Here is a 23039-nt window from a genome sequence, read left to right as displayed (position 1 = left end):
CTCAGCGTCCCTGCTGCCACCGGTTGCGGTACTGCGACGGGCTGACACCGGTGTGCTGGCGGAAGCGGTTGCTGAAGTGGGCCGCAGAGCTGAAGCCACAGGCGAGCGCGACCTGCAACAGATTGGCGGTGCTGTGGCGCAGCAGCTGTTGGGCTTTCATCAGGCGCTGTTGCTGTACGTAGCGGTGCGGTGGTACGCCAAGACTCTGTTTGAACATCCGTGCGAAGTGGTATTCGCTCAGTTGGCACTGGGCGGCCAGATCGGCCAGTTGCAGCGGCAGGTCCAGATGGCTGTCGATGTAGTCGCGGATATGCCGTATCTGCGCTGGTGCCAGCCCGCCCTTGATCGTCGGGTCCTGCCAGCTGACCTGGGTGTAGTGTTTGAGGACGTGATTGAGCAACAGATTGCTGGCGCTGCTGAGCGTCAGGCTGTCGCTACGGTCGTGCCAGTTGCTGGTCAGCAGAAAATGGCGGTAGAGCAGGGCGATCTGCGGGTCGTCGGCAAACAGCTGTTCGTTGACGCTCAGCGCCAGCGGGCTGCGATCCCAGGTCTGTTCCGCCAGCTGACGCAGATGGGCGTCGGTGAAATACAGGTGAACGAACGACAGCGGGCCGCGGATATTCCAGGTGGAGGCGTACTGCCGGGGCATCAGGCACAGCCGATCCGGGCCGCCGCCGTTGTGCCAACCGTCGGTGCCCTTGAAGTAGGACTGATAGCCATCGGCGATATACAGGCTGAGGGTGTGATGATCGGCGTTCTCCAGGTCGATCAGGTCCTGCTCGTTGTACCAGGAGGCTAGCCCGACGCCGTTGCCAAGCCGGGTGCTGTCCTGCAGTCGGGTGTTGTGCCGACGCAGGCTGTCAAATACCTGAAAGCGTTCGTCTGACATTGTGTCCCCGCATGCTCTGACCTGCCGCCTATGGTATGCGGGCTGCGGTGCTGCGCCAAGCCGGTAACGAGCCACTGGGCAGAAATGCGCAGGATCGTGCAAGCGGGCAGCAAGGCTGTGCAAGCCGTTGTGCCGCACAGGGCGGATACTCGGCTGTCATTACCAGAGACTGCATCATGAACGCATTGCTGTACGCCGCTACCGTCCTGATCTGGGGCACTACCTGGATCGCCATTTCCATGCAGACCGGCGCGGTTGCGCCGCTGGTCTCGGTGTTCTATCGCTTTGCGCTGGCGGCGGCGCTGATGCTGGTGGTGCTGTCGCTGTTGGGCCGATTGCGGCGGATCGGCGGGCGTGATCATCTGTTCTGCATGCTGCAGGGCGTATGCGTGTTCGGGCTGAATTTTTACTGTTTCTATTCAGCCAACGCCTATATCAACAGTGGTCTGGAGTCGGTGCTGTTCTCGCTGGCAACCCTGTTCAACGCGGCCAACAGTGCGCTGTTTTTCGGCTTGCGTCCGGGCCGGCGCCTGCTCTGGGCCAATTTGCTGGGTCTGGTCGGCATCGTTTGCCTGTTCTGGCATGACCTGCAGTCGGCGCACCTCAGCGGTCAAGTGCTGACTGGCATTGGTCTCAGCCTGCTGGGTACCTATGGCTTCTCGCTCGGCAACATGATCAGCGTGCGCCATCAGCGCCGGGGGCTGGACGTGCTTTCGACCAACGCCTACGCGATGGGGTACGGCGCGTTGGCGATGCTGTTGCTGGCGCTGGTGCGAGGTGATGCCTTTGTGGTCGATTGGAGCGTGACCTACGTTGGCTCGTTGCTGTATCTGGCCGTGATTGGTTCGATCATCGGCTTTGCTGCCTATTTTGCGCTGGTCGGGCGGATTGGGGCTGGAGCTGCGGCCTACGCTACCGTGCTGTTTCCGCTGATTGCGCTGGGCCTGTCGACGCTGTACGAGGGCTATGAGTGGCGTGGTATGGCGGTGGTCGGGCTGGTGCTGATTCTGTTCGGCAATCTGGTGATGTTCTACCGCCCGCGACCCAGCGCCGCAGCGGTACCTGTCGGAGAGTGACTGTGCCATGCTTGGCCTGAGCAATAGACAAGAGCAGGATTCATGGATTATCTGATTATTGCGATCGCGACCCTGAGTGGTCTGTATTTTCACTGGTGGTTGTTTGTACGCATTCGCCGCTGGACCGATCGTGATCTCGCGCTGTCGATGGCCGGTGACGACCCAGCCTGGCGCGACTATATGCTGGCCAGCCTGGCCGAGGCGAAGCGGCAAAAGGTTCGTCGCAAGGATCTGGAAGCCTGGCTGCAGGCCGCTGCTGATCGCTATGATCCAGCTCCCCAGCAAGGAACTTGAGCCAAGCGGGCTACTCTGTGTAAACAGGATATGAGTTCAACCCCAGCAGGGAGAAACACGATGGAACTGCACCAGAAAGACCTCGGTACCTTGTTTGAACAGCTTGGTTTGGCGTCGGACGCAGAGAGCATTGATGCCTTTTTTGCCAGCCATTCGCTGGCACACGACACCCGCCTGGTGGATGCACCGTTCTGGACACCATCGCAGTCGGCCTTTCTCAGCGAGCAGATGCGAGAGGATGCCGAGTGGGCGCCTTTGGTTGATGAGCTGAACGCGCGTCTGCACGAGGCCTGAGCGGCGCGCAGCGATTGTCCCAGCGTGACGGGGCAGTCTGTGATAGCGACACAGCAGGGCAGTGGGCGGCATATTCTGGCATGATGAAAGCCTGCTGAATCACGCCGACTGTTTCTGCAACGGCTCGTGCGCGCTGTTGCACGGCAATTGCTATCACGGACACCCGTTACATGCCTTTTTACATTCTGCTCATTCTGGGTGGCTTGAGTGCCTTTGGTCCGCTTGCCATCGACATGTATCTGCCTGCCTTCCCGGCAATCGGGGCGGCGCTTGCGGCGGATACCGATCAGGTCCAGCTGAGCCTGTCTGTTTATTTTCTCGGTCTGGCCAGCGGCCAACTGATATATGGACCTTTGGCTGACCTTTATGGTCGCCGCGGGCCTCTGCTTTTTGGCATTGGTCTGTTTTGCCTCGCTTCGCTGGGTTGCGCGCTGGCGCCGTCTCTGGAGTGGCTGCTGGCTGCTCGCTTTGCCCAAGCGCTGGGTGGCTGTGCGGGCATGGTCGTTAACCGGGCGGTAGTGCGTGACCTGTGCGCGCCGATTGATGCAGCCAAGGCGTTTTCCCAGTTAATGCTGATCATGGGCGTGGCGCCGATTTTGGCGCCGTTGCTGGGTAGTACGTTATTGCTGATTGGCGGCTGGGAAAGCATCTTCCTGTTTCTGGCGCTGTTCTCGGCGATCTTCGCCTTGGCGGTCTATTTCTTCCTGCCGGAAACACTGCCGCAACACTTGACGCCACCGCCGCTGAAAACCTCCATCGGACGCTACCTTGAGTTGATACGGGAGCCACTGTTCATGCTCCATGCGCTGACCGGCGGGGTCGCGATGGCAGGCATGTTTGCCTACATCGCCGGCTCTCCCTATGTCTTCATGGAGTTGTATGAGGTGCCGGCGGATCAATATGCCTGGCTGTTCGGCAGTGTTGCCACCTGTTTTATTCTGACTGCACAGCTCAACAGCCGCCTGCTGCGGCGCTGGACCCAGTTGCAGCTGATCAAACGCATGACCGCCGTTTACTTGCTGGCAACCTGGGCGCTGCTGCTGATTGCCTGGTTACGGCTGGACAGTCTGTGGTTGTTCATGCCGCCGCTGTACGTCAGCGTTGGTGTCATCGCCTTGGTATTACCCAATGCCTCTGCCTGTGCGCTGGCGGGGCATGGTCATCAGGCCGGTGTGGCCTCCGCCCTGATGGGTACCATGCAGTTCATTATCGCCGGGATTACCTCGGCACTGGTTGGCGTGCTGCACAACGACAGCGCTATGCCTATGGCGGGTGTTATGGCCGTATGTGGGGGGCTGACGGTGTTGATGGCGCTACTGGCACGACGGGTTAGCCTGCGTCAGCTCGCCGATACCGTCTGACCATCTCGCTGCTGCCGCGAGGGCGCAGCAAACATCCCCTGCGGTTCCGTGTCTCTTGCTGTATCTCTGCGCGCCGCCGCCCGTTTTCGGTGAGGCTGGTTTCCCCCATTAATCGCTTCTGTCACCTGGCGCTCGCACAGCGCGGTCGAGCCTTGTCGCTGCGCCGTATCCGTTGTCTGCGCCCAGGGTTTTACGGGCGAGCGACGCGCTATCGGAATATCCTTAAACACCTATCTAATTAACAATGCTTATCATTTTGGTTTATATGGCGCCCGAGATTTGCCTGGTCTGCACCTCTGGGCTTGGCAATTCAGCGTTCTCCGGGAGGGGAGAGTCCATTTCTGTAATAGGATCCGCTATGAAAACAACACCGCTCTTTACGCGCCATCTCGTGGCGATTGCCGTAGCTACCGCAGCACTGCCTGCTGCTGCGCTCGCAGACTCTGCAGCTACGCTGACCCTGCCTGCAATTGACGTTGTCGGTTATGGTGACGATGACCGTTCGCGCCAGACCGGTGCTGTCGTGGTTATCACCCGGGAAGAAATCGAGCGCCTGCAACCAAGTTCGACCGAAGATGTGCTGCGCCGTATCCCGGGCATTAACGTCAAGACCGAGGAAGAGTCTGCGGTGGTCAGCAACATTGGCATTCGTGGATTGTCGGCGAGTGAATCCAAGTCATTGGTGCTGGAAGACGGTGTTCCGGTAGCCCCTGGCCTGTTCATCGGAAATGACCGTTACTACAACCCCCGTATCCAGCGGATGGAAGGTATTGAGGTGCTCAAGGGGTCGTCTTCGCTGCGTTATGGCCCCTCGACTATTGGTGGGGTGATCAACTACAAGACCAAGACGCCTGAGGGGGTTGCAGTGTCGACCCGGATTGGCTCGTTCAACACCCGAGAGGCGACGCTTGAAGCCGGTGGCCGCAGCTCCTCCGGTGATGCCTATGCAGGTCTGGTTGCTACCAAGGCGCGCAGCGACGGTTTTCTTGATCGCGACTACGATATGACCGACTTGATGCTGAAGGCGGGCAGCACCATCGGAGAGAACCAGAACCTCGGCGTCAAATTTTCCTGGTACGAGAACGACGCGAATATCTCGTATCGCGGCATGTTTCTGCAGGACTACCGGGATGGTCGTACCTACAATCCCGCGCCCGACGATTACTTCCTGACTGATCGCCGCGCATTTGATATCAATCACGAGTGGTTCCTGTCCGACCAGGCGACTTTGCAGACCTTGGTGTACTGGAGTGAGATGACGCGCGATTATTGGCGTTACTCGGTCGATACGGCCGCGTCCAACGCCGCAGGTCGCTGGGTGTATACAGATGATCTGACCGGTAACAATCGCAGCTTTGAGCGACTGGGGGCGGAAACGCGGTTGATGCTGGACCATAGCCTGTTCGGTTTGACCAACCAGGCCGAGTTTGGTCTGCGCTTCATGCAGGAAGAATCGGACGACAAGCGTATTCGGGCCACGCGCGCCCAGGATCGTACCGGTATCAACGACCGCCATCGTGAGGACAGCGCAGAGAGCGTTGCAGCCTATGTGCAAAATCGCTTCGTGATCAGCGAGCGGCTGGCGATTACCCCCGGCCTGCGTGTTGAGTCCTACGAGCAAAAGCGCAAAGTGCTCACTCAGAATGGGGAGTCTGAAACCACCTCTAATACCGAGTGGCTGCCTGGGATCGGCTTTACCTATCAGCTGATGCCTGCTGCTCAGCTTTATGGTGGTGCGTACAGAGCGTTTTCGCCTGCATCCAACGGCGTTGCGCTGGACGGTCTGGTAGATCAGAAACTCGATGGTGAGCGTTCGGACAACTACGAGTTCGGCCTGCGTGGCAGCAACGGACCCTACACCTACGACGTCACTGCCTTCTACATGAACTTCGATAATCAGGTGGTTACGGGTGACAGTGATCCGAATCTGTCACAGTCCAACGCCGGTAAGACGCTGCACTACGGTCTAGAGGCGGCGTTGAGCGTAGAGCTGGGTGGTGGCTTCAGCATCGATACCAACATGACCTGGGTGTCTGAGTCCGAATTCCGCTCTGGTGACAACAAGGGCAACCGTCTGCCATACGCGCCGGAGTACTTGGCCAACGCAGGGCTGAACTACACAGACGGCCGTTTCAGCAGTGCGCTGAATGTGCACTATCGAGGCGAGCAATTTGGTGACGCGAGTAACCGCAAGGACATCCCGGCTGGTGCCGAAGGTGGTATCTGGGGAGGTCAGATGCGCTCCTACACGCTGTATGATCTGCTGGCCCAGTACCAGGTGAACGATCATCTGCGCGTGCAGGGTGCGGTAAAGAATCTGACTGACAAGCGCTACATTACCGGCTTGCGTCAGGGGATTTATGTCGGCCCAGAGCGCTCGTTTGAAGTGGGTATGAACTACCGCTTCTGAGTGCAGGCCGGGCAGCCTTATTTGGGCTGCCCGGCTATGTCTGATCGGTTTTTACGCCCAGGCCGGATGCGCTCTGGGCGTGCTCACGCTGCCATGCGACTGCTGCGTGTGTCCTTCCTGGAGCAAAGCAGAAAGTCGGATGTCAGCACCCAGGACGTATCGCAGCTGACCGCGTTCATCCAGCACCGGGGCAGATAGGGTGAAGCAGAATCCGTCGGTTGCGGCGGAGCGATAGACATCACTGATGAACGGCGAGAGCGTGTCGCGTACGTTCGAGAACCACGGGCGATTTGACCAGTTTTTGCCTCGCGCACTGCTGCCACTACCATCTTTCAGGTCGGCGCTGAGAATATTCTCGCTGACCTGCACACCGTCGGCACCGACCAGGTAGAGCAGTTCAAAGCGTCCATCCTGCTCGATCCAGCGTTGCATAGCCTGTTCGGCGCTGGCACCACCGCGCGCCAGCTCATCGCTTGCGGCCATCTCGGTTACCCGCTGGCGAATGACTTGATGCACGCCCAACCTGAAGCCACCAAGGCCCTCGAGCAGGCGGTCTCCTTCACTGCGCACCGCCTCGCTGTGTTCCAGCACAGAGGAGGCCTTTTGCATCATTGAGCTCGCCACGCCGGCGACGCTCTGAACGTCCTGGCTAACCGAACGCACCGCAGCACCAATCTGTTCGGCACCGCTGGCGATGCTAGCGATGCGCTGATCCAGCTGGCCCATGGCGGAGGTTGCTTCGCTCAGGCTGCGGTCCATGCTGACGATGCGCTCGCGGCCGGTGGCGACGGCGGCCTGCATCTGTGTACTGGCAGTGTTCAGGCTGTGCATGCCGCTGCGAAAGTTGTCGATGATCTCGGCGACCTTGTCGGTCGCCGCAGTGGTCTTGCCGGCCAGTGTCCGAACCTCATCGGCCACCACAGCAAAACCGCGACCCTGTTCGCCGGCTCGGGCCGCCTCAATGGCGGCATTGAGGGCGAGCAGATTGGTCTGCTGGGAAATGTTGGCAATCATGCCGATGACTTGAGTAATTTCTTCCAGCTGCTTGCCGATTTCGCCAATTTGGGCGGACAGTTCGGTCTCGCAGTTGTTGATGGTGTCGACCTGTCCAAGTACGTTGCTGCTGTCTTGCTCGCACTGGCGTAGCTGGGTGCTGACATCGCTGGATAGCTGGGAAACCGCTGTTGCTCCGGGCACCAGTTCGGAGTCAAGGGTGGTGCTGACCTGTTCGGTGGCGCTGGCAATTTCCTCGGATGACTGGGCCAGTTGCTCGCCGTGTGCGCGACTGTCGGCGGCTATGCGTGCCAGCTCGGGGGCATGCGCGGCAATGCCGACGGCGGCATGCAGGCTCAGGGTAATGCGTTGCTGAAGGGAACGGGCAAACGCATTCAGGTGAGAAAACGCGCCGGAGTGTTGTGGCAAATCCGCCGCCAGATTCAGGTCCTTGAACAGTGCATCGGTGGTGCTGCCCGACTCTCGACTGTAGCGGGCGATATTGAAGATCCCCATATAGGCTCCTTGCAGGCGGTTTGTGTCACTCTGCCATCATTTACAAGGAAGCAATAAGCACGCCATTTCGTGATGCCGGGAGGCTGAGGTATTTGGCGGGGTTGGCTCGGAGGGGGGGATGTTTATGGTGCAAGGGTAGAGGAAATCGCGCCTCTGTGGTGCGCAAAAAAAAGCCGCAGCGTGTCGCTGCGGCTTTTTTCAGCGGATCAGGATCACGCGTCGTTCCAGCGCTTCAGGATCAGGGTGGCGTTGGTGCCACCGAAACCAAAGCTGTTGGACATGATCAGATCGACGGCCTGGTCCAGACGCTCACGCAGAATCGGCAGATCGCCCGCGTTTTCGTCCAGCTCCTCGATGTTAGCCGAGGCGGTCAGGAAGTTGTCACGCAGCATCAGCATGCAGTAGATCGCTTCCTGTACGCCAGCAGCGCCCAGCGAGTGACCTGACAGGCTCTTGGTGGAGCTGATCTTCGGTGCCTGGTCGCCGAACACTTCACGAATCGCCTTCAGCTCAGCAACATCACCTACCGGAGTGGAGGTGCCGTGGGTGTTCAGGTACTCGATGGTGCCGTCGACGGTGGCCAGAGCCTGTTGCATGCAACGGACGGCGCCTTCACCGCTGGGTGCGACCATGTCGTAGCCATCGGAGGTGGCACCGTAGCCGACCACTTCGGCGTAGATCTTGGCGCCGCGGGCCAGCGCGTGCTCCAGCTCTTCAACCACGACCATGCCACCGCCGCCAGCGATGACAAAACCGTCACGCTTGGCATCGTAGGCACGGGAAGCCTTTTCAGGCGTTTCGTTGTATTGGGTAGAGAGGGCGCCCATGGCGTCGAACAGCATGGTCTGCGACCAGTGTTCCTCTTCACCACCGCCAGCGAAGACGATGTCCTGCTTGCCCAGCTGGATCAGTTCGGCAGCGTGGCCGATACAGTGCGCGCTGGTGGCACAGGCAGAGGAGATGGAGTAGTTCACGCCCTTGATCTTGAATGGGGTCGCCAGACAGGCGGACACGGTGCTGCCCATGGTGCGCGGCACGCGGTATGGCCCGATCTTCTTGACACCTTTCTCACGCAGAATGTCGATCGCTTCCATCTGGTTCAGGGTGGACGCGCCGCCACTGCCGGCAACCAGGCCGGTGCGCACGTTGCTGACCTGATCCTCGGCCAGGCCTGCATCGGCGATGGCCTGTTGCATGGATAGGTAAGCGTAGGCCGCTGCATCACCCATGAAGCGCTTGACCTTACGATCAATGGCGGCTTCGAGGTCGATGTCTACGGAGCCGGAAACATGGCTGCGAAGACCCATTTCGGCGTACGAGGGATTGAAGCGGATGCCGGATTTGCCTGCTTTCAGACTGGCAGCAACGGATTCCAGGTCCTGGCCCAGGCAAGAAACAATGCCCATGCCGGTAATCACGACGCGACGCATAGTGATGATCCTCAGAAACTATCGGTAGAAGTGAACAGACCCACACGCAGACCTTCAGCGCTGTAGATCTCGCGACCATCGACAGCCACGCTGCCATCGGCGATGCCGAGGGTCAGGGCGCGGTTCATGGTGCGTTTGATATGGATGGTGTAAGTCACCTTCTTGGCGATCGGCAGAACCTGACCGAAGAACTTGACCTCGCCGGAGCCGAGTGCACGACCGCGACCCTGGTAACCCAGCCAGCCCAAGTGGAAGCCAACCAATTGCCACATGGCGTCCAGGCCCAGACAACCTGGCATGACGGGGTCACCTTCGAAATGGCAGCCGAAGAACCAGAGGTCAGGGGTGATATCCAGCTCGGCAACGATCTCGCCCTTGCCGTACTTGCCGCCGGTCTCGCTGATATGAGTAATACGGTCGATCATCAGCATGTTGGGGGCGGGAAGTTGTGCGTTTCCGGGGCCAAACATTTCGCCACGGCTGCATTTGAGCAGCTCTTCCCGGGTGTACGCATTCTGTTGTGTCATAGAGGCTCCTGCTCGTCCCCATCCTCGGGGCACTATTGATTCGGCTTGTTCTGTGTCAGCAAGCATCCGAAAGGGCGCGCGGCCAGTCATGATAGATGAGCTGGAGGGCGTTGGCTGTGCCATTGGCATGACCTAGGTCAAGCTTGTGCACTGTGTACGCCTGCCTGCACTGCGCTTTCGGTTGGCTGCTGAGCGTTTTTTGCTCGCGTAAGCTCAGACTCAGCGCCTGCCGAGAAAGTCACAACATCCACGTTTTGCGTGCGATGAGGCGTTGAGGATACCCGCGAAGGCGAGTCAGGACAAAGTTTCTGTGTCCTGACTCGCCTTCGCGGGAGGGGGCAGATCAGTCCAGCACGCCGTGCTCGGCGAGGAACTGGTCGCGCAGTTCTCGCTTGAGCACCTTGCCGATGGCGCTGCGCGGCAGCTCGTCGGCTATGATCACGCGGGTCAGACGCTGGGTCTTGCCGACGCGATCGTTAAACCAGGCTTGTACCTGCGCTGTGTCTACGGTGCGACCAGAAGAGGGAACGATATAGGCGACCGGCGTTTCTCCCCAACTGGTGGATGCTACGCCTACCACGGTTACGTCTTGCAGGTCCGGGTGTTGGCGCAGCTCGGCTTCCAGATCACTCGGGTAAATGTTGAAGCCGCCGCTGATGATCATGTCCTTGCGGCGATCCATCAGGGTTAGGAAGCCCTCCTCATCGAAGCGGCCAACGTCGCCGGTGCGAATGAAGCGCTTGCCGGTGCTGTCGTACCACTCGGCTTCAGCGGTTTTTTCCGGCTTGTTCAGGTAACCGGCCATCATGGCGGGGGAGTGGCCGACTACCTCGCCGATCTCGCCGTGTGGCAGTTCGACGCCGTCTTCGTCGATCACGCGCATGTCGTGGCCGTCCAGCGGCATGCCTACGGTAGCCAGCTTGTCCGGATAGGTATGTGCAGCCAGCATGCAGGAGCCACCGCCCTCGGTCATGCCGTAGAACTCGATCAGGCCGCCCGGCCAGCGCTTGAGAATGTCGGCCTTGAGCTCGGCGTGGAAGGGTGCGCTGGTACTGAACTTCATGATGTAGCTGTTCAGGTCATAGCTGTCGAAGTCAGGGCGGGCCATGATGCGCTGATATTGCACCGGTACCAGCATGGTGTGGGTGATGCGGTGTTGCTCGGCCAGCTTCAGGTAGCGCTCGGCATCGAACTTGGCCATCAGCACCACGGTGCCGCCCAGACCGATGCTCGGCAGGAAGGAGACCAGGGTGGTGTTGGAATAGAGCGGGGTGGAGATCAGGGTCCGGCAGTCCGGTCCGTAGCCGAACGGCAGGCCGCGCTGAATGTGCGACCAGCGCATGCCATGGGACTGGACGATGCCTTTCGGTTCGCCGGTGGTGCCCGAGGAGTAGATGACGTTGAAGGTCATCTCCGGGGCAATGTCTACTGGGGCTGGCTTGGCGCCATCTTCGGCCAGCCAGTCGTTGTAATGCCGCTCGACGCCGGTGTTGTCCATGCTGATCAATGGCATGCTCAGACGATCCCGGACACCAGCCATGGCGCTCTGTACGCTGGCGTCGGCAAAATACAGTTTGGCGGCGGAGTCGGCCAGCATGCCGAGCAGGCTTTCCGGTGTGGACGACGGCGCCAGCGGGGCAACCGTCACACCCGCGCGCAGGGCCCCGACAAACAGGACCGCGTAGTTGATCGAGTTGCTGCCACAGATTGCAATAGCGTCGCCTGCCAGCAGCCCATCTCGCTGCAGGGCCGCGGCAACGCGGTTGGCCTCGGCATCCAGCTGTCGGTAAGTCATCCGTTGCTCGCCTTCGATCAGCGCCGGGTGCTCGGCGCGCTCCTTGCCGTGGATGGCAATCAGGGCGGGTAGGGTTGTGTAGGGCGATTCAAGGGTAACGGTCGACATGATCTGGAAGCTCGAGATTATTAGGGTTGTGGGAGCAGGTTGCCTGTGTCGTCATGAGACAACCTTTACGGAGCGCACTAGTCTCCGCATTTGGTCAAGTTGAATCCAGCTCTCCAGAGCGCTTAATTGTTGATGAAATGTTAAGCGATCAGCCTGGTTGATGGTCCGTTGCGTGCATCCAGCGAGCGAGAGCATGTAGCAGGGCCTGGCGGTTTACGGGCTTGCTGAGGAAGTCCTGCATGCCCGCAGCTTCACAGTCTCGGCGGTCAACATCAAACGCGCTGGCCGTCAGTGCGACACAGGGCGTAGCTGTCCAGCTCTGCTCATTGCAATGCGCATGATAGCGGCGACAGGCTTCTAGACCGTCCATATCCGGTAGCTGAATATCCATCAAAATAGCGGCATAGCGATCTGCGCGCTCGCACAGCAGTTGCAGGGCCTGCTCGCCAGTGGCAGCAATGTCCACGCGGATATCCGCCTGTTTGAGCATGCCTTCGATGACCATCTGGTTAACCGGGTTGTCCTCGACCAGCAGCACCGGCTGCGGTGCGCCGTGCGTCTGCACTGGTTGCTCATGCGGCTGGCTGCTGTTTGATGCTGTTTTTGCCCGCAGCGGAATGCTGAACACGAAGGTGGAGCCCTGGCCCTCATGGCTGCGTGCGGTAAGGTCACCACCCATCTTGCGGGCGAAGGTGCGGGCGATGGAGAGGCCAAGCCCGGTGCCACCGAATCGCCGCGAGGTGCTGCTGTCGGCCTGTTGAAATGCGTCGAACATGCTCTCCAGTCGGTCGGGGGCTATCCCGATACCGGTATCGGACACTTCGCACTCAAGACTCAGCTCGTCGGTACTGGTTAGCTGCCAGCTGGCGTTGACCGCAATCTGCCCCTGCTCGGTGAACTTCAGCGCATTGCCGACCAGGTTGACCAGAATCTGGCGAATCCGTGTCGGGTCGCCCACCACTTCCTCGCAGACCTCCCGGCCGGTCAGATTGCAGACCAGTTTCAGGCCTTTCTGCTGGGCGGTATGCTCGAAGACGTTGATCGAGGAACTGATCAGTTGTGGCAGGTTGAACGGGATTTCCTCTATTTCCAGCGCTCCGCGCTCAATGCGCGAGAAGTCGAGAATGTCATTGATGACCTTGAGCAGGTGGTCGGTTGACTCCCCGGCAATATGGACGTACTCACTCTGCTCGTGATTCAGCTCGGTGGTTTCCAGCAGTTGCAGCATGCCTAGCACACCGTTCATCGGGGTTCTCAGCTCATGGCTCATCATGGCAAGAAACTCCGACTTGGCGCGGTTGGCAGACTCCGCACCTTCTCGGGCTGCAACCAGCTCCTGCATGGCACGCTGTTGCTGACTTTCTGCGCGCTCAAGGGTCGTCGCCAGGCTGTTGATGTTGTGCATCAGATGGCCGATCTCGTGCTCGTCCCTGACCTCGAGCCGAGTATCCAGCTGGCCTTGCTGCAACTGCGAAATGGCCTGGCCCATACGCTCCATTGGATCGGCCAGCGCTTTGGCCAGACGGATAGCCAGCACCAGCGTTGCGACCAATACCAGGGCGGCCAGCACCAGCGTCTTCAGCAGAATGCCCTGCTGGCGTTCGATGAAGGCCGCATTGCTTAAGCCAACGTGTACCTGGCCCAGGTATCGCTGTTCATCATCCTGCGCTGCCGTTGGCACATCGAGCAGGAACAGGTCGCTCTGCAAGGGGATACGTTGACGCATGATGTCTGCCATAAATACTAGCAGTTCGTCTTTCTCGTCGTTGCTGCGATCCAGCCGGAGCAGCGGATTGCCCGCCCGGTCGTAGACTTGTACATAACGCACGTGAGGGACATTGAGCGCACCTTTGACGAGATTTTCCAGGGTGCTCAGATTACCGCTGATGACCCCGTATTCGGCCGCGGGTGCCAACTGGTCGGCGATCAACTGGCCGGTTACCTGCAGCTCTCGGTTGACGTCGTCGAGCCGGGCAGTGGTGAAGAAGGTAAACCCGACCACGCCCATCAGCAGGGCAGGTAATGTCGCTATCAGGATCAAGCGACTGTAAATGGTTCCACGTTGCAGAAAGCTCATTGCGCTTGCTCCAGCTCGGCCAGACGGCTGGCGAGGGTGGCCTCATCCGGTAGCGGAATGCCTAGGGATCGTGCGACCTGGGCGTTACTCAGGACGGAAAAATATTGCGGGTAGGTGGTGCCGCTGTCCGGCAGACCCCGGCTCAACAGTGCAGCCGCGCTGCGGGCCATATCGTCGGGGGTGCTGTAGGTTGTGCTGAGACTGCCCGCCTGGATAAACGGCGCGCTCGGACCAATTAGGACCTTGTTGCGCGAATAGCTCGTCAGCAGGATGCTCTTGAGGTTATCGGCGTTGTAAATTTGCGAGTCGTCTGTGCCCAGCAATATATCGCTATCGGTAATGATGTCGACTAACTGACGGGTGAGGTTGTCTTCGGGGGTTACGTCGACACTGACCAGCTTTGCCGCGCTGCGTTCGACTGCCAACTGCCATTCGGGCAACTGGTTACGGGTACCGGCACTGATCAGTATGCCCATCCGGCGCGCACCCGGGACCAGTAGCCGGGCAAGGGCAACCTGGCGAGCGGGCTTAGGGTTGGCCAGCAGGCTGTGAAAACGCCGGCCTGCTTGTGGATAGTCCTGCAGGCTCTCACCAGTGATGTAGGTCGCCAGCGTTGGCAGGGCGTCGGACCGTCTCAACCTGTCATCCAGGCTACTGCGGCCCATAGTGATCACAGCATCGGTGCCGACCGGGATTGCCTCGCCCAGCGACAGGGTCACCAGGGTTGCATTTGGCAGGGCTGTGCCCAAGGTGTCAACGAACCGCTGGGTCAGTGCTGAATTGCCCGGGACAATGACCGCGTACTGGGCTGCACTGGCCATGGGGGCCAGCAACCAGCAGAGCAGCACGACCGGAAGCCGTGCTGTCAGCCAGTGCTTCACGTGCTTGCTCCTGCGTCGGCAAAGGGGCATGTTGACAATCCGTGTCTGTGAAATGCGGGTACGCTCCGAGCGCTCACTCAGAACCTCAGGTCAGCCGTAAAATAGAACTGACTGGGGCTGTCATAGCGATTCTCTGACCAGGTCAAAGGTTCATCATCCAGCCGATATTGCCAGTTTGCTGCCAGCTCCAGGCTGGTATTGCCGCCGATATCAAAACGTTTGCCAATGCGGCCATCAAGACGCTCGAAGCGCCGCTCGTTGAGCAGGTCTGAACCATAGTAGATGAGACTGGTTTCGATGCCGCCCGTCCAGCTGCGCAGCCAAGCTGCGGAGCCACTGTTGCGGGCCGTCAGGCGCTGATCAAGGCTGTTGCTGGCGTAAAAGTCGACGTAAGAGTAGGTAAGGCGCAGGCGGTCGCTGGCGTTGACCCGCCAGTCTGTCTGAGCCTCAATGCCGCTGAATCGGGCGAAGCTGCTGTTATCTGGTTCGAAGTTCACGACTTGCAGCGGCTGGCTGATCATGTTGTCGATTTCGTCGTAGAACGCCTTGATGTCGACGCTCAGGCCAAGCTTGTGGAACGAGCCGTTGTAGCCCAGCTCCCAAGAGTGCATTTCTTCCTGCTTGAGATTGCCCGGACCTTCTGCCAGTGCGTAGTAGGTATTACCCGTGGTTGGAGCACCCGTCAGGTTGCTTGGGCGATAGGTCCAGTGGGCATTGTTTTCATACATGTCTGGCGAGCGGACAGCCTCGGAGTAGACGGCGCGCAGGCTGTGGGTCGGGGCGATAAAGTACTGCGCCGCCAGACGTGGCGAGAAAGAGAACCCGCTTAGCCTGTCCTGCTCCGCCATGGCGCCGGCGTGCAGCAGCCAGCGTTCACCCAGCCGGTATTCCAGATTGCCAAAGAGCTGGCCTACCGAATTTTCCACCTTGCCGCCGAAGTAGGTTTGTGATTTGGCCTGATCGTAGCGCACGTTCAGGCCAAAGACAGTACGCAGCGCGTCGGTGACCTGGAGGGTATTCTGGAGCTCGGCTTCGTAACGGGTTTCACGCAGGTTTTCGTTCAGGTTAAAGCAGGTCGGTGGTCCATTGCGGATGGCATTGTGCTGGGCGACGATGCTATCCACCAGCGGCAGGTAGGCGGGGTCGAGGCCGTCCTGGTTGACCAGCCAGACACTGTAAAACGCCCGATCGCCCCAGTAACCGCGGCGGTTGCGCAAAATGTAGTTCATACGGCGCGTGTACACATTGCCGAGCAGATACAACTCTCGCATCTCGGGCGAAAATACAATGGGTGAATCACAGGCCAGCATCTGGCTCAACCGTTCCATATGCTGGGCGTAGGTTTTGAGCTCGATCTGGTGGTTGGGGCTGATGTCGTTCTTCCAGTTGAGCTGGACGAAATAGTCGCGGGCGGTGATGTCTGAGTCCGAGTTCTGTTGCTGCTCCATCACCCGGTCAAACTCGTAGCTGGTATCGGTCGGCTCCGCCATCACCGAGTAGTCATTGTCCCGTTGCTTGCTGCCTTCCTTGGCACCGAGCTGCCAGGTCACCGTCTGGGTGGCGGTCAGGTCAGTGGTGCCTAACAAATTGAAGGCATCGAGCCGGCGGCCATCGCGGTAGTCCTCGTTGTCGTCATCATGATCAAACCCGTCGTCCTGCTTTCCAAACAGGCTCAGACGCGCTTGTGAACTGCCAAAGCTGAAGCCCTGGCTGGCGTAGATGTCACTGACGCCGCGGTTGCCCCGGGTGATCCTGATGCGGCTACCCTGACTGAACTCCGGACGGGTGGAGACGATGTTGATGACCCCCATCAGCGCGTTGGCACCATAGGCCGCAGTGTTGGGGCCGCGGAAGACTTCAATGCGCTCGATATCTTCAACGGCCAGAGGAATGTCGGTCCAGTCAACGGTCGCCAGACCCGGGCGGTATACCGAGCGGCCATCGACCAGCACCTGCATGCGGCGCGCCTCGGTGATGTTGGTGCCATGGTAGTTGACGTTCACCACGTTGCCCGCGTTGTAGCCGACCATCATGCCTGGAACCAGGCGCATCAGCTCGGGCACGTCGCGCGCACCGGAGGCGCGAATCAGCTGACGGTCGATCACCGTCATACTGCCCGGAACCTCTGCTGGGCTCTGCTTCAAACGTGTCGCGCTAAGTACTGTCGGCAGCTTCATATCCCCCAGCAACAGCTCGTCATCGAACGGTTGGGCCTGAAGCGGAAGGGCAAGCCCTAGCAGGGCGATTGATAGCGTTTGGCGTGAAGCTGGCATAGGTGCTGGCACTTTGGTTTTGTTAGTTAAGCTAGTTCATTATTAACCAGCGAATGGGCTTTTTATACAGCCAAATCGCCCGATCTTGCGCGCTCGGCTTATACTGGCGCCAGATTCATTACTCAAGGATGTTGCATGACCGATCGCAAAGCTCCTGTCTGTGTTCTGGGTGGCGGCAGTTTCGGTACCACGCTTGCTAACCTTATGGCGGCTGAAGGCGTACCGGTGACGCTCTGGCTGCGTGATGCCAAGGTTGCCAGGCAGATTGCCGACAATCACGAGAACCCACGTTATCTTCCGGGTTTCCGGCTGGATGAAAGGCTGCAGGTGACCACCGATATCGAAGCTGCCATTGCCTCCGCAGGGCTGATTTTTCTGGCGATCCCCTCAAGCGCCTTTCGCAGTGTCCTGCAGAGTGTCGGGCCGCTGCTGGCTGGCAAACAGGTCGTCAGCACCACCAAGGGCATTGAACAGCCGGGCTTTCTGATGATGAGTCAGATTGTTGAACAGGAGGCACCGGCCGCCCGGGTTGCCGTGCTGTCGGGGCCGAATCTGGCCAAGGAAATGGCGGCTGGCGAACTCACGGCCACCGTGGTTGCCAGCGAAGACGAGCAACTGTGCCACGCAGTACAGGCCGTTCTGGGCGGCCCCAATCTGCGGGTCTATGCCAGTCAGGATCGCTATGGCGTGGAACTGGGCGGGGCGCTGAAGAACGTCTACGCCATCATTGCCGGCATGGCCTCTGCACTGGGCATGGGCGAAAACACCAAGGCCATGTTGATCACCCGGGCGCTGGCCGAAATGACCCGCTTTGCCGTGCACATGGGGGCTAACCCTCTGACCTTCCTCGGCCTGGCCGGGGTTGGTGATCTGATTGTGACCTGTACCTCTGCGCAATCACGCAACTTCCAGGTCGGCTACGCGCTGGGTAAAGGTGAAACGCTGGAGGAAGGGGTTGCCCGACTCGGGCAGGTCGCTGAAGGGGTCAACACCCTCAAGGTGTTAAAGCAGAAGTCGGAAGAAGAGGGGGTCTATATGCCGCTGGTGACAGGCCTCCATGCCATTGTTTTTGACAAGCAGCCGCTGCCGGTTGTTATCGGCAAGTTGATGTCGGCTGAACAGAAAACGGATGTCGAGTTTGCGGCGGTTATGTCCGCTGGTCCAATCAAGTCCTGAGGTGTTTTTGTGAACGCATTTATCGATAACCTCTGCAGTGCTGATTTCTGGCTGCGCCTGGTATACGTCGTGGTCTTTGCTATCGCCTGGCAAGTGGCCGAAGTCGCCATCGCCGTGATCACGCTGATTCAGATCGGCTATCGCCTGTTTACTGGTGCGCCGGATGCCGACTGCGCCGGTTGGGGTAACAGCTTTTCCCAGTACGCTTGGCAGACCGGCCGCTATCTGACCGGCGTTACCGAGCAGAAGCCTTGGCCGTTCAGTGAATGGCCGGCTCCGACTGCACGTTGGACTTTGCGCTCGGAGGATGAATCGGCGTGAAGATATGGGTTTTGCGCCACGGCCAGGCGGCGGCGCAGGCCGCCACCGATGCGGAGCGGCCGCTGACTGCAGCGGGGCAGCAGGAGGTGCGACTGATGGCCTCCTTGCTGCAGGGACAGCCGTTAGACGCGATCCTCGCCAGCCCGTATCTGCGTGCCCAGCAGACGGCGGCGCTGGTCTGTACCGAGTTGGGTTACGAGCGGGGCGTTGCGACCGCGCCCTGGCTGACCCCCGACGATGATCCGTGCGAGGTGCTGCGTTATCTCGCTGAGCGGCAGGAGCGCAACTTGTTGTTGGTCAGCCATCAGCCGCTGGTCAGCCAGTTGCTCAGCATGCTGTGCGAAGGTCATCGGGGTGCCCACGTGCCGATGCCCACTGCGGCTCTGGCCTGTGTGGATACCGATTTTGTTGCTGCGGGCTTGGGCTCGCTGGTCCTGCACCGGACGCCAGCCGACCTGAGCGCCTGACTCAGGTGCTTGTCGGCCATCCCGGGCTGGGATAGTGTTCAGGTATTCGGGTGACGAGCTGTTACCGGAAACATGACTATCGATAACAATAACAATCCTAAAGGGGCACGGCATGGGCGCATTGACAACGCAACCAGAGACCGCGCTGGAGTCTTTTTTCCGGCAAGAAACCCTGCGCCCGCGCAGTCACTATCTCATTGAGCCAGGGCCGGACGGCAAACTGGTCAAATACAGCTGGGCAGAGGTAGGCAGTCAGGCCCGCCGCGTTGCCCAGTATCTGTTGTCACTTGATCTCCCGACCGGCAGCCATATCGGACTGTTATCGAAAAGCTGCGCACACTGGATTATTGCCGATCTGGCCATCTGGATGGCCGGGCACGTATCGGTGCCGCTGCACCCCAGCCTGACGCCTGACTCGATACACAAGTTGATCGCACATGCCGATATATGCGCGCTGTTGGTCGGGCCGATAGAGTCTTGGCCGAAGGTCGCTGAGGGCATACCGGCCAGTCTGGCCTGTGTGGGTCTGCCGCGGGGCCCTTCAGGCGAACAGGTGGTTGGCTGGGCACAAATACTGGCGGAGCATGAGCCGCTGGCGGAGCCGGTCAGGCCGCAACCGGAGCAATTGGCGACCATCATCTACACTTCCGGCACTACTGGCATGCCCAAAGGCGTGATGCTCAGCTTTGCCAGCATGTTTCTGGCTGCAAGCAACTATCAGCGCCTGTTCAATATCTCTGCCACTGATCGGATGCTGTCGTTTCAGTCGCTCAGTCACATCGCCGAGCGGCAGTTTATCGAGGTCTCTTCGCTGCTTGGCGGGCAGCAGATCTATTTTGTCGAGTCGGGCGATACCTTTATCCGTGATGCTCGTCGCGCCCAGCCGACGCTGATGTTTGGCTCCCCCCATGTTTGGCAGCAATGCGTGCAAGGCTACGAGCAGGCCCGGTCGCCGCGCTGGACGCGTCTTTTGCTTGGTTTGCCCGTGATTGGACCGTGGCAGGCTCGACGTATTCTGGCCAGGCTTGGGCTCGACCAGATTCGCTACGCTGTCAGCGGTGCAGCCAGGCTGGCGCCGGCGGTGCAGCAGTGGTTTGCTCGCCTCGGACTGGTGGTGGTCGAAGGCTATGGTATGACGGAGAACTGCGGCTACTCGCATCTGGGCCGTCCGAGTCGGCCCAAGGAAGGGTACATTGGCTTGCCGAACCCTGGAGTAGAGTGCCGGCTGGGTGAGCACGGTGAGATTCTAGTGCGTAGCAAAGCGGTGATGATGGGGTACTACAAAGACCAGGCCCGCACCGACGAAGTTCTTGATGAAAATGGCTTCTTGCATACAGGTGATGTTGGTGAAATCGATCAGGAAGGGTTTCTACGCCTGACCGGACGGGTCAAGGACATATTCAAAACCTCAAAAGGGCGCTATATCGCGCCTGGGCCCATCGAGCAGTTGTTGATGGACTTGCCTGAGGTTGACGAGGCCTGTGTGGTCGGCCAGGAGCTGCCGCAACCGCTGGCACTGGTTCGCCTGGTTGCCGGTGCCAATGAGCGCTCCGATCTGACGCAGCGGGCGCTTGGCGAGGCCCTTAAGCGCGTGAATGCGACATTGCCCAGTAGCGAGCGGCTGGGCTGCTTGGTGGTGGTCGACACACCATGGGATGTGAGCGGAGGTTTCCGCACGCCAACGCAAAAGCTGCGCCGCAATGTAGTTGAGGCAACCTGGCAGGCGTATTTTCATGACTGGCTGGTGGGTGGGCAGAGCGTCGTCTGGCACCAGTCGACGGAACAACCGCAGGAGAGTGCATGAGCAGTATCTGGAAGACCCCGATAGACCTTGAACGCCTCAACACGCCAACCCCAACTCTCAATAGCCTGCTCGACATCCGCATCGAAGCCGCCGGCGATGATTGGCTCAGCGCAAGCATGCCGGTCGACGAACGTACTCATCAGCCCTACGGTATTCTGCACGGCGGTGCCTCGGTGGTATTGGCTGAAACCGTTGGCAGCATCGCGTCCTATCAGTGCATTGATACCAGCCGCTACTACTGCGTTGGTCTGGACATCAATGCCAACCACCTCCGCGCAGTGCGCGCAGGCCGCGTGACTGCGGTTGCCAAGGCGGTGCATCTGGGCCGCACCACTCACGTCTGGGACATCCGCTTGCACGATGATGCCGGAAATCAGACCTGCATTTCGCGTCTGACTATGGCCATTGTGCCGCTGAAAGCGGAATAAAATAGGGCAAAAGCGCCAAATATAGACACGCATTCACGGATGTAGGGGCGCTTGTCTGGCGCTGGACGGGCCGTTAGATTGCCTGCTGCATTTTTCCGTTACGGTCTCGGAGGCCTCATGCCAATCAGTAGTCACGAAATCCGTTTTTCCCTGCCGCACATCGAAATCGCCGGCAAGGTCTGGGGTGAACCGGGTGGCTTGCCCGTTATCGGGCTGCACGGCTGGCTGGACAATGCGGCGACCTTTGATCGCATCGCGCCAGCGCTGGAGGGCGTGCATCTGGTGGCGCTGGATTTGCCCGGTCACGGCCTGTCCGGCCACATGCCGGCTACCGGTTACAGCCTCTGGCAGCAGGCAGCCACGGTATTGCAGGTGGCCGAAGATCTGGGTTGGGAGCGCTTTGCACTGCTCGGGCATTCGATGGGAGCAATCATCAGTGGGGTATTGGCCGGCAGCTTGCCGGAGCGAATTATTGGTGCAGCGATGATTGACGGGCTAATGCCGTTTACCTCGGAGGCTGATGATGCGCCGCGACAGATGGCGCGTTTTTTCAATTCCACCTTGCAGCTTGGCAGTAAGCGCAAGCCAGTCTATGACAGTGTCGAGAAGGCTGTATCGGCGCGCGTCCTGGGTGGTACCACGCCAATTTCACGTGATGCTGCAGCGGCGTTGGTGGAGCGTGGCCTGATGCCGCACGATGGTGGCTGGACCTGGCGGACTGATCCCCAACTGATGCTGCCGTCACCCTTACGCTTTACTCAGCGGCATGCAACCTCATTTATCGAGAACATTAGTGCGCCGACCTGTGTCGTGCTGGCCAATCAGGGCGTGATGCACAAGCATCCCGAGGTGCTGGCGCGGATAGACGCCTTTGAGCACTTGCAGCGGCACCGGGTGGACGGTGGTCACCATCTGCACTTGGAGGAGTCGGCAGGTGAAGTTGCGGCCATTCTGAAAGACTTCTATACAAGCTTGAGCTGACCGAGAGGTCGCCACGCGCTATTCTCTGGGCAGGTTCATTGCGCTGCCGATGCCTCGGTAGCCAATTCTGTGCGCGCTGACTGTTGCTCGGCGCGCTACTAGGGAGACGCATGGGTTTATCGGTTCGTACTCTGCCGCTGCTGTTAGGTGGCTTCATGCTCGCGGGCGGCACTACCGTTCATGCAGCGCAGGCGCTGGATCAACTGGTGGTCAGCGCTTTTCCCCACTCTCAGGTTACCAGTGAAGAGCTGTCGGCCCAGGTCGACCATCCGGTAGTCATCGGTAGCGTTCGTCGTATCAACAATCAGCTGCGCGCCGAGCGCGAGATTCGGGTAAACGGTGAACTGGCACAGGTGACTTGGGAGATCATCGACGGTTATACGCCCGAAGATGCGTTCCGCCATGTGCTGGCGCAGCTGATCGAACAGCCGCATACGCTACTGTATGCCTGTGATGGCCGTGAATGTGGCAGCAGCAGTCTGTGGGCTAATCAGGTCCTGCACAATGCGCAGCTGTATGGGCCAGAGGAGGGTCAGCGCTATATTGCTTTGCGACTTGACGGCGAGCCCCAGCGCTTTGTCTCACTCTACTCGATTACCCGTGGCAACCGTCGCAGTTATCTGAATATCGAGCAGACCACGCCCGCCGAAACGGTCGAGCAGGCGCTCTATCCTACGCCGTCGACGCTGCTCAAGGTGCTGCGTAGTGAAGAGAAGCTGGCCTTGCCGGCACTCGGTGACGATCCTGCACTCCTCGACAGCTGGAGCCGATTGCTGGTACGCATGATGCGGTTGGACTCGTTGCTGCGGGTGCAGCTTGATGGAGCAGATGCTCCATTGCTGGTAGGGGCACTGAAGGAGGCCGGCGTTGCTGCCCAGCGGCTGACGCTGGGCAGCCCAGAGCCGGCTTTGGGCGTCATTATCCGGCGGATTCGCTGA

20 protein-coding genes are annotated in these 23039 nt (G+C 59.7%); 12 read left to right on the top strand and 8 right to left on the bottom strand.

Features of this window, described 5'->3' with window-relative positions; translation table 11 throughout:
* Position 1: 1 nt before the first annotated feature.
* Complete coding sequence (locus tag C1949_RS06055) at positions 2 to 889, bottom strand: helix-turn-helix domain-containing protein (protein ID WP_104737582.1); 888 nt, start codon at positions 887 to 889, stop codon at positions 2 to 4.
* A 176-nt stretch (positions 890 to 1065) separates the two neighbouring features.
* Here C1949_RS06055 and C1949_RS06050 point away from each other — a divergent pair, with 176 nt between their 5' ends.
* The 5 genes from C1949_RS06050 (at position 1066) to C1949_RS06030 (ending at position 6324) form a co-directional block, all read left to right on the top strand.
* Positions 1066 to 1965 (top strand): DMT family transporter, encoded by a 900-nt coding sequence (locus tag C1949_RS06050; RefSeq protein WP_104737776.1) that lies wholly within the window; start codon positions 1066 to 1068, stop codon positions 1963 to 1965.
* 42 nt (positions 1966 to 2007) lie between these two features.
* Positions 2008 to 2259, top strand: a complete 252-nt coding sequence (locus C1949_RS06045) for a hypothetical protein (protein ID WP_104737581.1) — start codon at positions 2008 to 2010, stop codon at positions 2257 to 2259.
* Between the two features lie 60 nt (positions 2260 to 2319).
* Positions 2320 to 2553: a DUF2789 domain-containing protein gene (locus C1949_RS06040; protein WP_104737580.1), complete on the top strand. Its 234-nt coding sequence runs from the start codon at positions 2320 to 2322 to the stop codon at positions 2551 to 2553.
* A 170-nt stretch (positions 2554 to 2723) separates the two neighbouring features.
* Complete coding sequence (locus C1949_RS06035; RefSeq protein ID WP_104737579.1) at positions 2724 to 3914, top strand: multidrug effflux MFS transporter; 1191 nt, start codon at positions 2724 to 2726, stop codon at positions 3912 to 3914.
* A gap of 358 nt (positions 3915 to 4272) precedes the next feature.
* Positions 4273 to 6324 carry a TonB-dependent receptor family protein gene (locus C1949_RS06030; protein WP_104737578.1) on the top strand — a complete coding sequence of 684 codons (2052 nt, stop codon included), beginning with the start codon at positions 4273 to 4275 and terminating at the stop codon, positions 6322 to 6324.
* A gap of 51 nt (positions 6325 to 6375) precedes the next feature.
* Here the strand turns inward: C1949_RS06030 and C1949_RS06025 are convergent, their stop codons facing one another.
* From C1949_RS06025 to C1949_RS05995, 7 genes are all read right to left on the bottom strand, one after another.
* Positions 6376 to 7833, bottom strand: coding sequence for a methyl-accepting chemotaxis protein (locus C1949_RS06025; RefSeq protein ID WP_104737577.1), 1458 nt, complete (start codon positions 7831 to 7833; stop codon positions 6376 to 6378).
* Positions 7834 to 8045: 212 nt separating this feature from the next.
* Positions 8046 to 9263: a beta-ketoacyl-ACP synthase I gene (fabB, locus tag C1949_RS06020; RefSeq protein ID WP_104737576.1), complete on the bottom strand. Its 1218-nt coding sequence runs from the start codon at positions 9261 to 9263 to the stop codon at positions 8046 to 8048.
* 11 nt (positions 9264 to 9274) lie between these two features.
* Positions 9275 to 9790, bottom strand: a complete 516-nt coding sequence (fabA, locus tag C1949_RS06015; RefSeq protein WP_104737575.1) for a 3-hydroxyacyl-[acyl-carrier-protein] dehydratase FabA — start codon at positions 9788 to 9790, stop codon at positions 9275 to 9277.
* Between the two features lie 343 nt (positions 9791 to 10133).
* Positions 10134 to 11693 carry a class I adenylate-forming enzyme family protein gene (locus C1949_RS06010; protein WP_104737574.1) on the bottom strand — a complete coding sequence of 520 codons (1560 nt, stop codon included), beginning with the start codon at positions 11691 to 11693 and terminating at the stop codon, positions 10134 to 10136.
* Positions 11694 to 11841: 148 nt separating this feature from the next.
* The gene (locus tag C1949_RS06005) at positions 11842 to 13770 is read right to left on the bottom strand and encodes an ATP-binding protein (protein WP_104737573.1); all 1929 of its coding nucleotides are present in this window, start codon (positions 13768 to 13770) and stop codon (positions 11842 to 11844) included.
* Positions 13767 to 14651, bottom strand: coding sequence for a hypothetical protein (locus C1949_RS06000; protein WP_104737572.1), 885 nt, complete (start codon positions 14649 to 14651; stop codon positions 13767 to 13769). The genes C1949_RS06005 and C1949_RS06000 overlap by 4 nt, the downstream gene beginning before the upstream one ends.
* Before the next feature lie 77 nt (positions 14652 to 14728).
* Positions 14729 to 16924 (bottom strand): TonB-dependent receptor plug domain-containing protein, encoded by a 2196-nt coding sequence (locus C1949_RS05995; protein ID WP_104737571.1) that lies wholly within the window; start codon positions 16922 to 16924, stop codon positions 14729 to 14731.
* Positions 16925 to 17059: 135 nt separating this feature from the next.
* Here C1949_RS05995 and C1949_RS05990 point away from each other — a divergent pair, with 135 nt between their 5' ends.
* From C1949_RS05990 to C1949_RS05960, 7 genes are all read left to right on the top strand, one after another.
* A complete protein-coding gene (locus tag C1949_RS05990; RefSeq protein ID WP_104737570.1) occupies positions 17060 to 18100 on the top strand; it encodes an NAD(P)H-dependent glycerol-3-phosphate dehydrogenase in 1041 nt (346 codons plus the stop codon).
* A gap of 9 nt (positions 18101 to 18109) precedes the next feature.
* On the top strand, positions 18110 to 18421 hold the full coding sequence (locus tag C1949_RS05985) for a DUF4389 domain-containing protein (protein WP_104737569.1): 312 nt from the start codon (positions 18110 to 18112) through the stop codon (positions 18419 to 18421).
* Positions 18418 to 18888, top strand: a complete 471-nt coding sequence (gene sixA / locus C1949_RS05980) for a phosphohistidine phosphatase SixA (protein ID WP_104737568.1) — start codon at positions 18418 to 18420, stop codon at positions 18886 to 18888. The genes C1949_RS05985 and sixA overlap by 4 nt, the downstream gene beginning before the upstream one ends.
* A 112-nt stretch (positions 18889 to 19000) precedes the next feature.
* Positions 19001 to 20692, top strand: a complete 1692-nt coding sequence (locus tag C1949_RS05975) for an AMP-binding protein (protein WP_104737567.1) — start codon at positions 19001 to 19003, stop codon at positions 20690 to 20692.
* Positions 20689 to 21120 carry a hotdog fold thioesterase gene (locus C1949_RS05970; RefSeq protein ID WP_104737566.1) on the top strand — a complete coding sequence of 144 codons (432 nt, stop codon included), beginning with the start codon at positions 20689 to 20691 and terminating at the stop codon, positions 21118 to 21120. The genes C1949_RS05975 and C1949_RS05970 overlap by 4 nt, the downstream gene beginning before the upstream one ends.
* A gap of 117 nt (positions 21121 to 21237) precedes the next feature.
* Positions 21238 to 22101 carry an alpha/beta fold hydrolase gene (locus C1949_RS05965; RefSeq protein WP_104737565.1) on the top strand — a complete coding sequence of 288 codons (864 nt, stop codon included), beginning with the start codon at positions 21238 to 21240 and terminating at the stop codon, positions 22099 to 22101.
* Between the two features lie 110 nt (positions 22102 to 22211).
* Positions 22212 to 23039: a DUF4892 domain-containing protein gene (locus tag C1949_RS05960; protein WP_104737564.1), complete on the top strand. Its 828-nt coding sequence runs from the start codon at positions 22212 to 22214 to the stop codon at positions 23037 to 23039.

This window comes from Halopseudomonas oceani (genome assembly GCF_002903165.1).
GTDB classification, from domain to species: domain Bacteria; phylum Pseudomonadota; class Gammaproteobacteria; order Pseudomonadales; family Pseudomonadaceae; genus Halopseudomonas; species Halopseudomonas oceani.
Note: the sequence above shows the minus strand (reverse complement) of the source record. Positions and strands in the feature narration are given on the sequence as shown.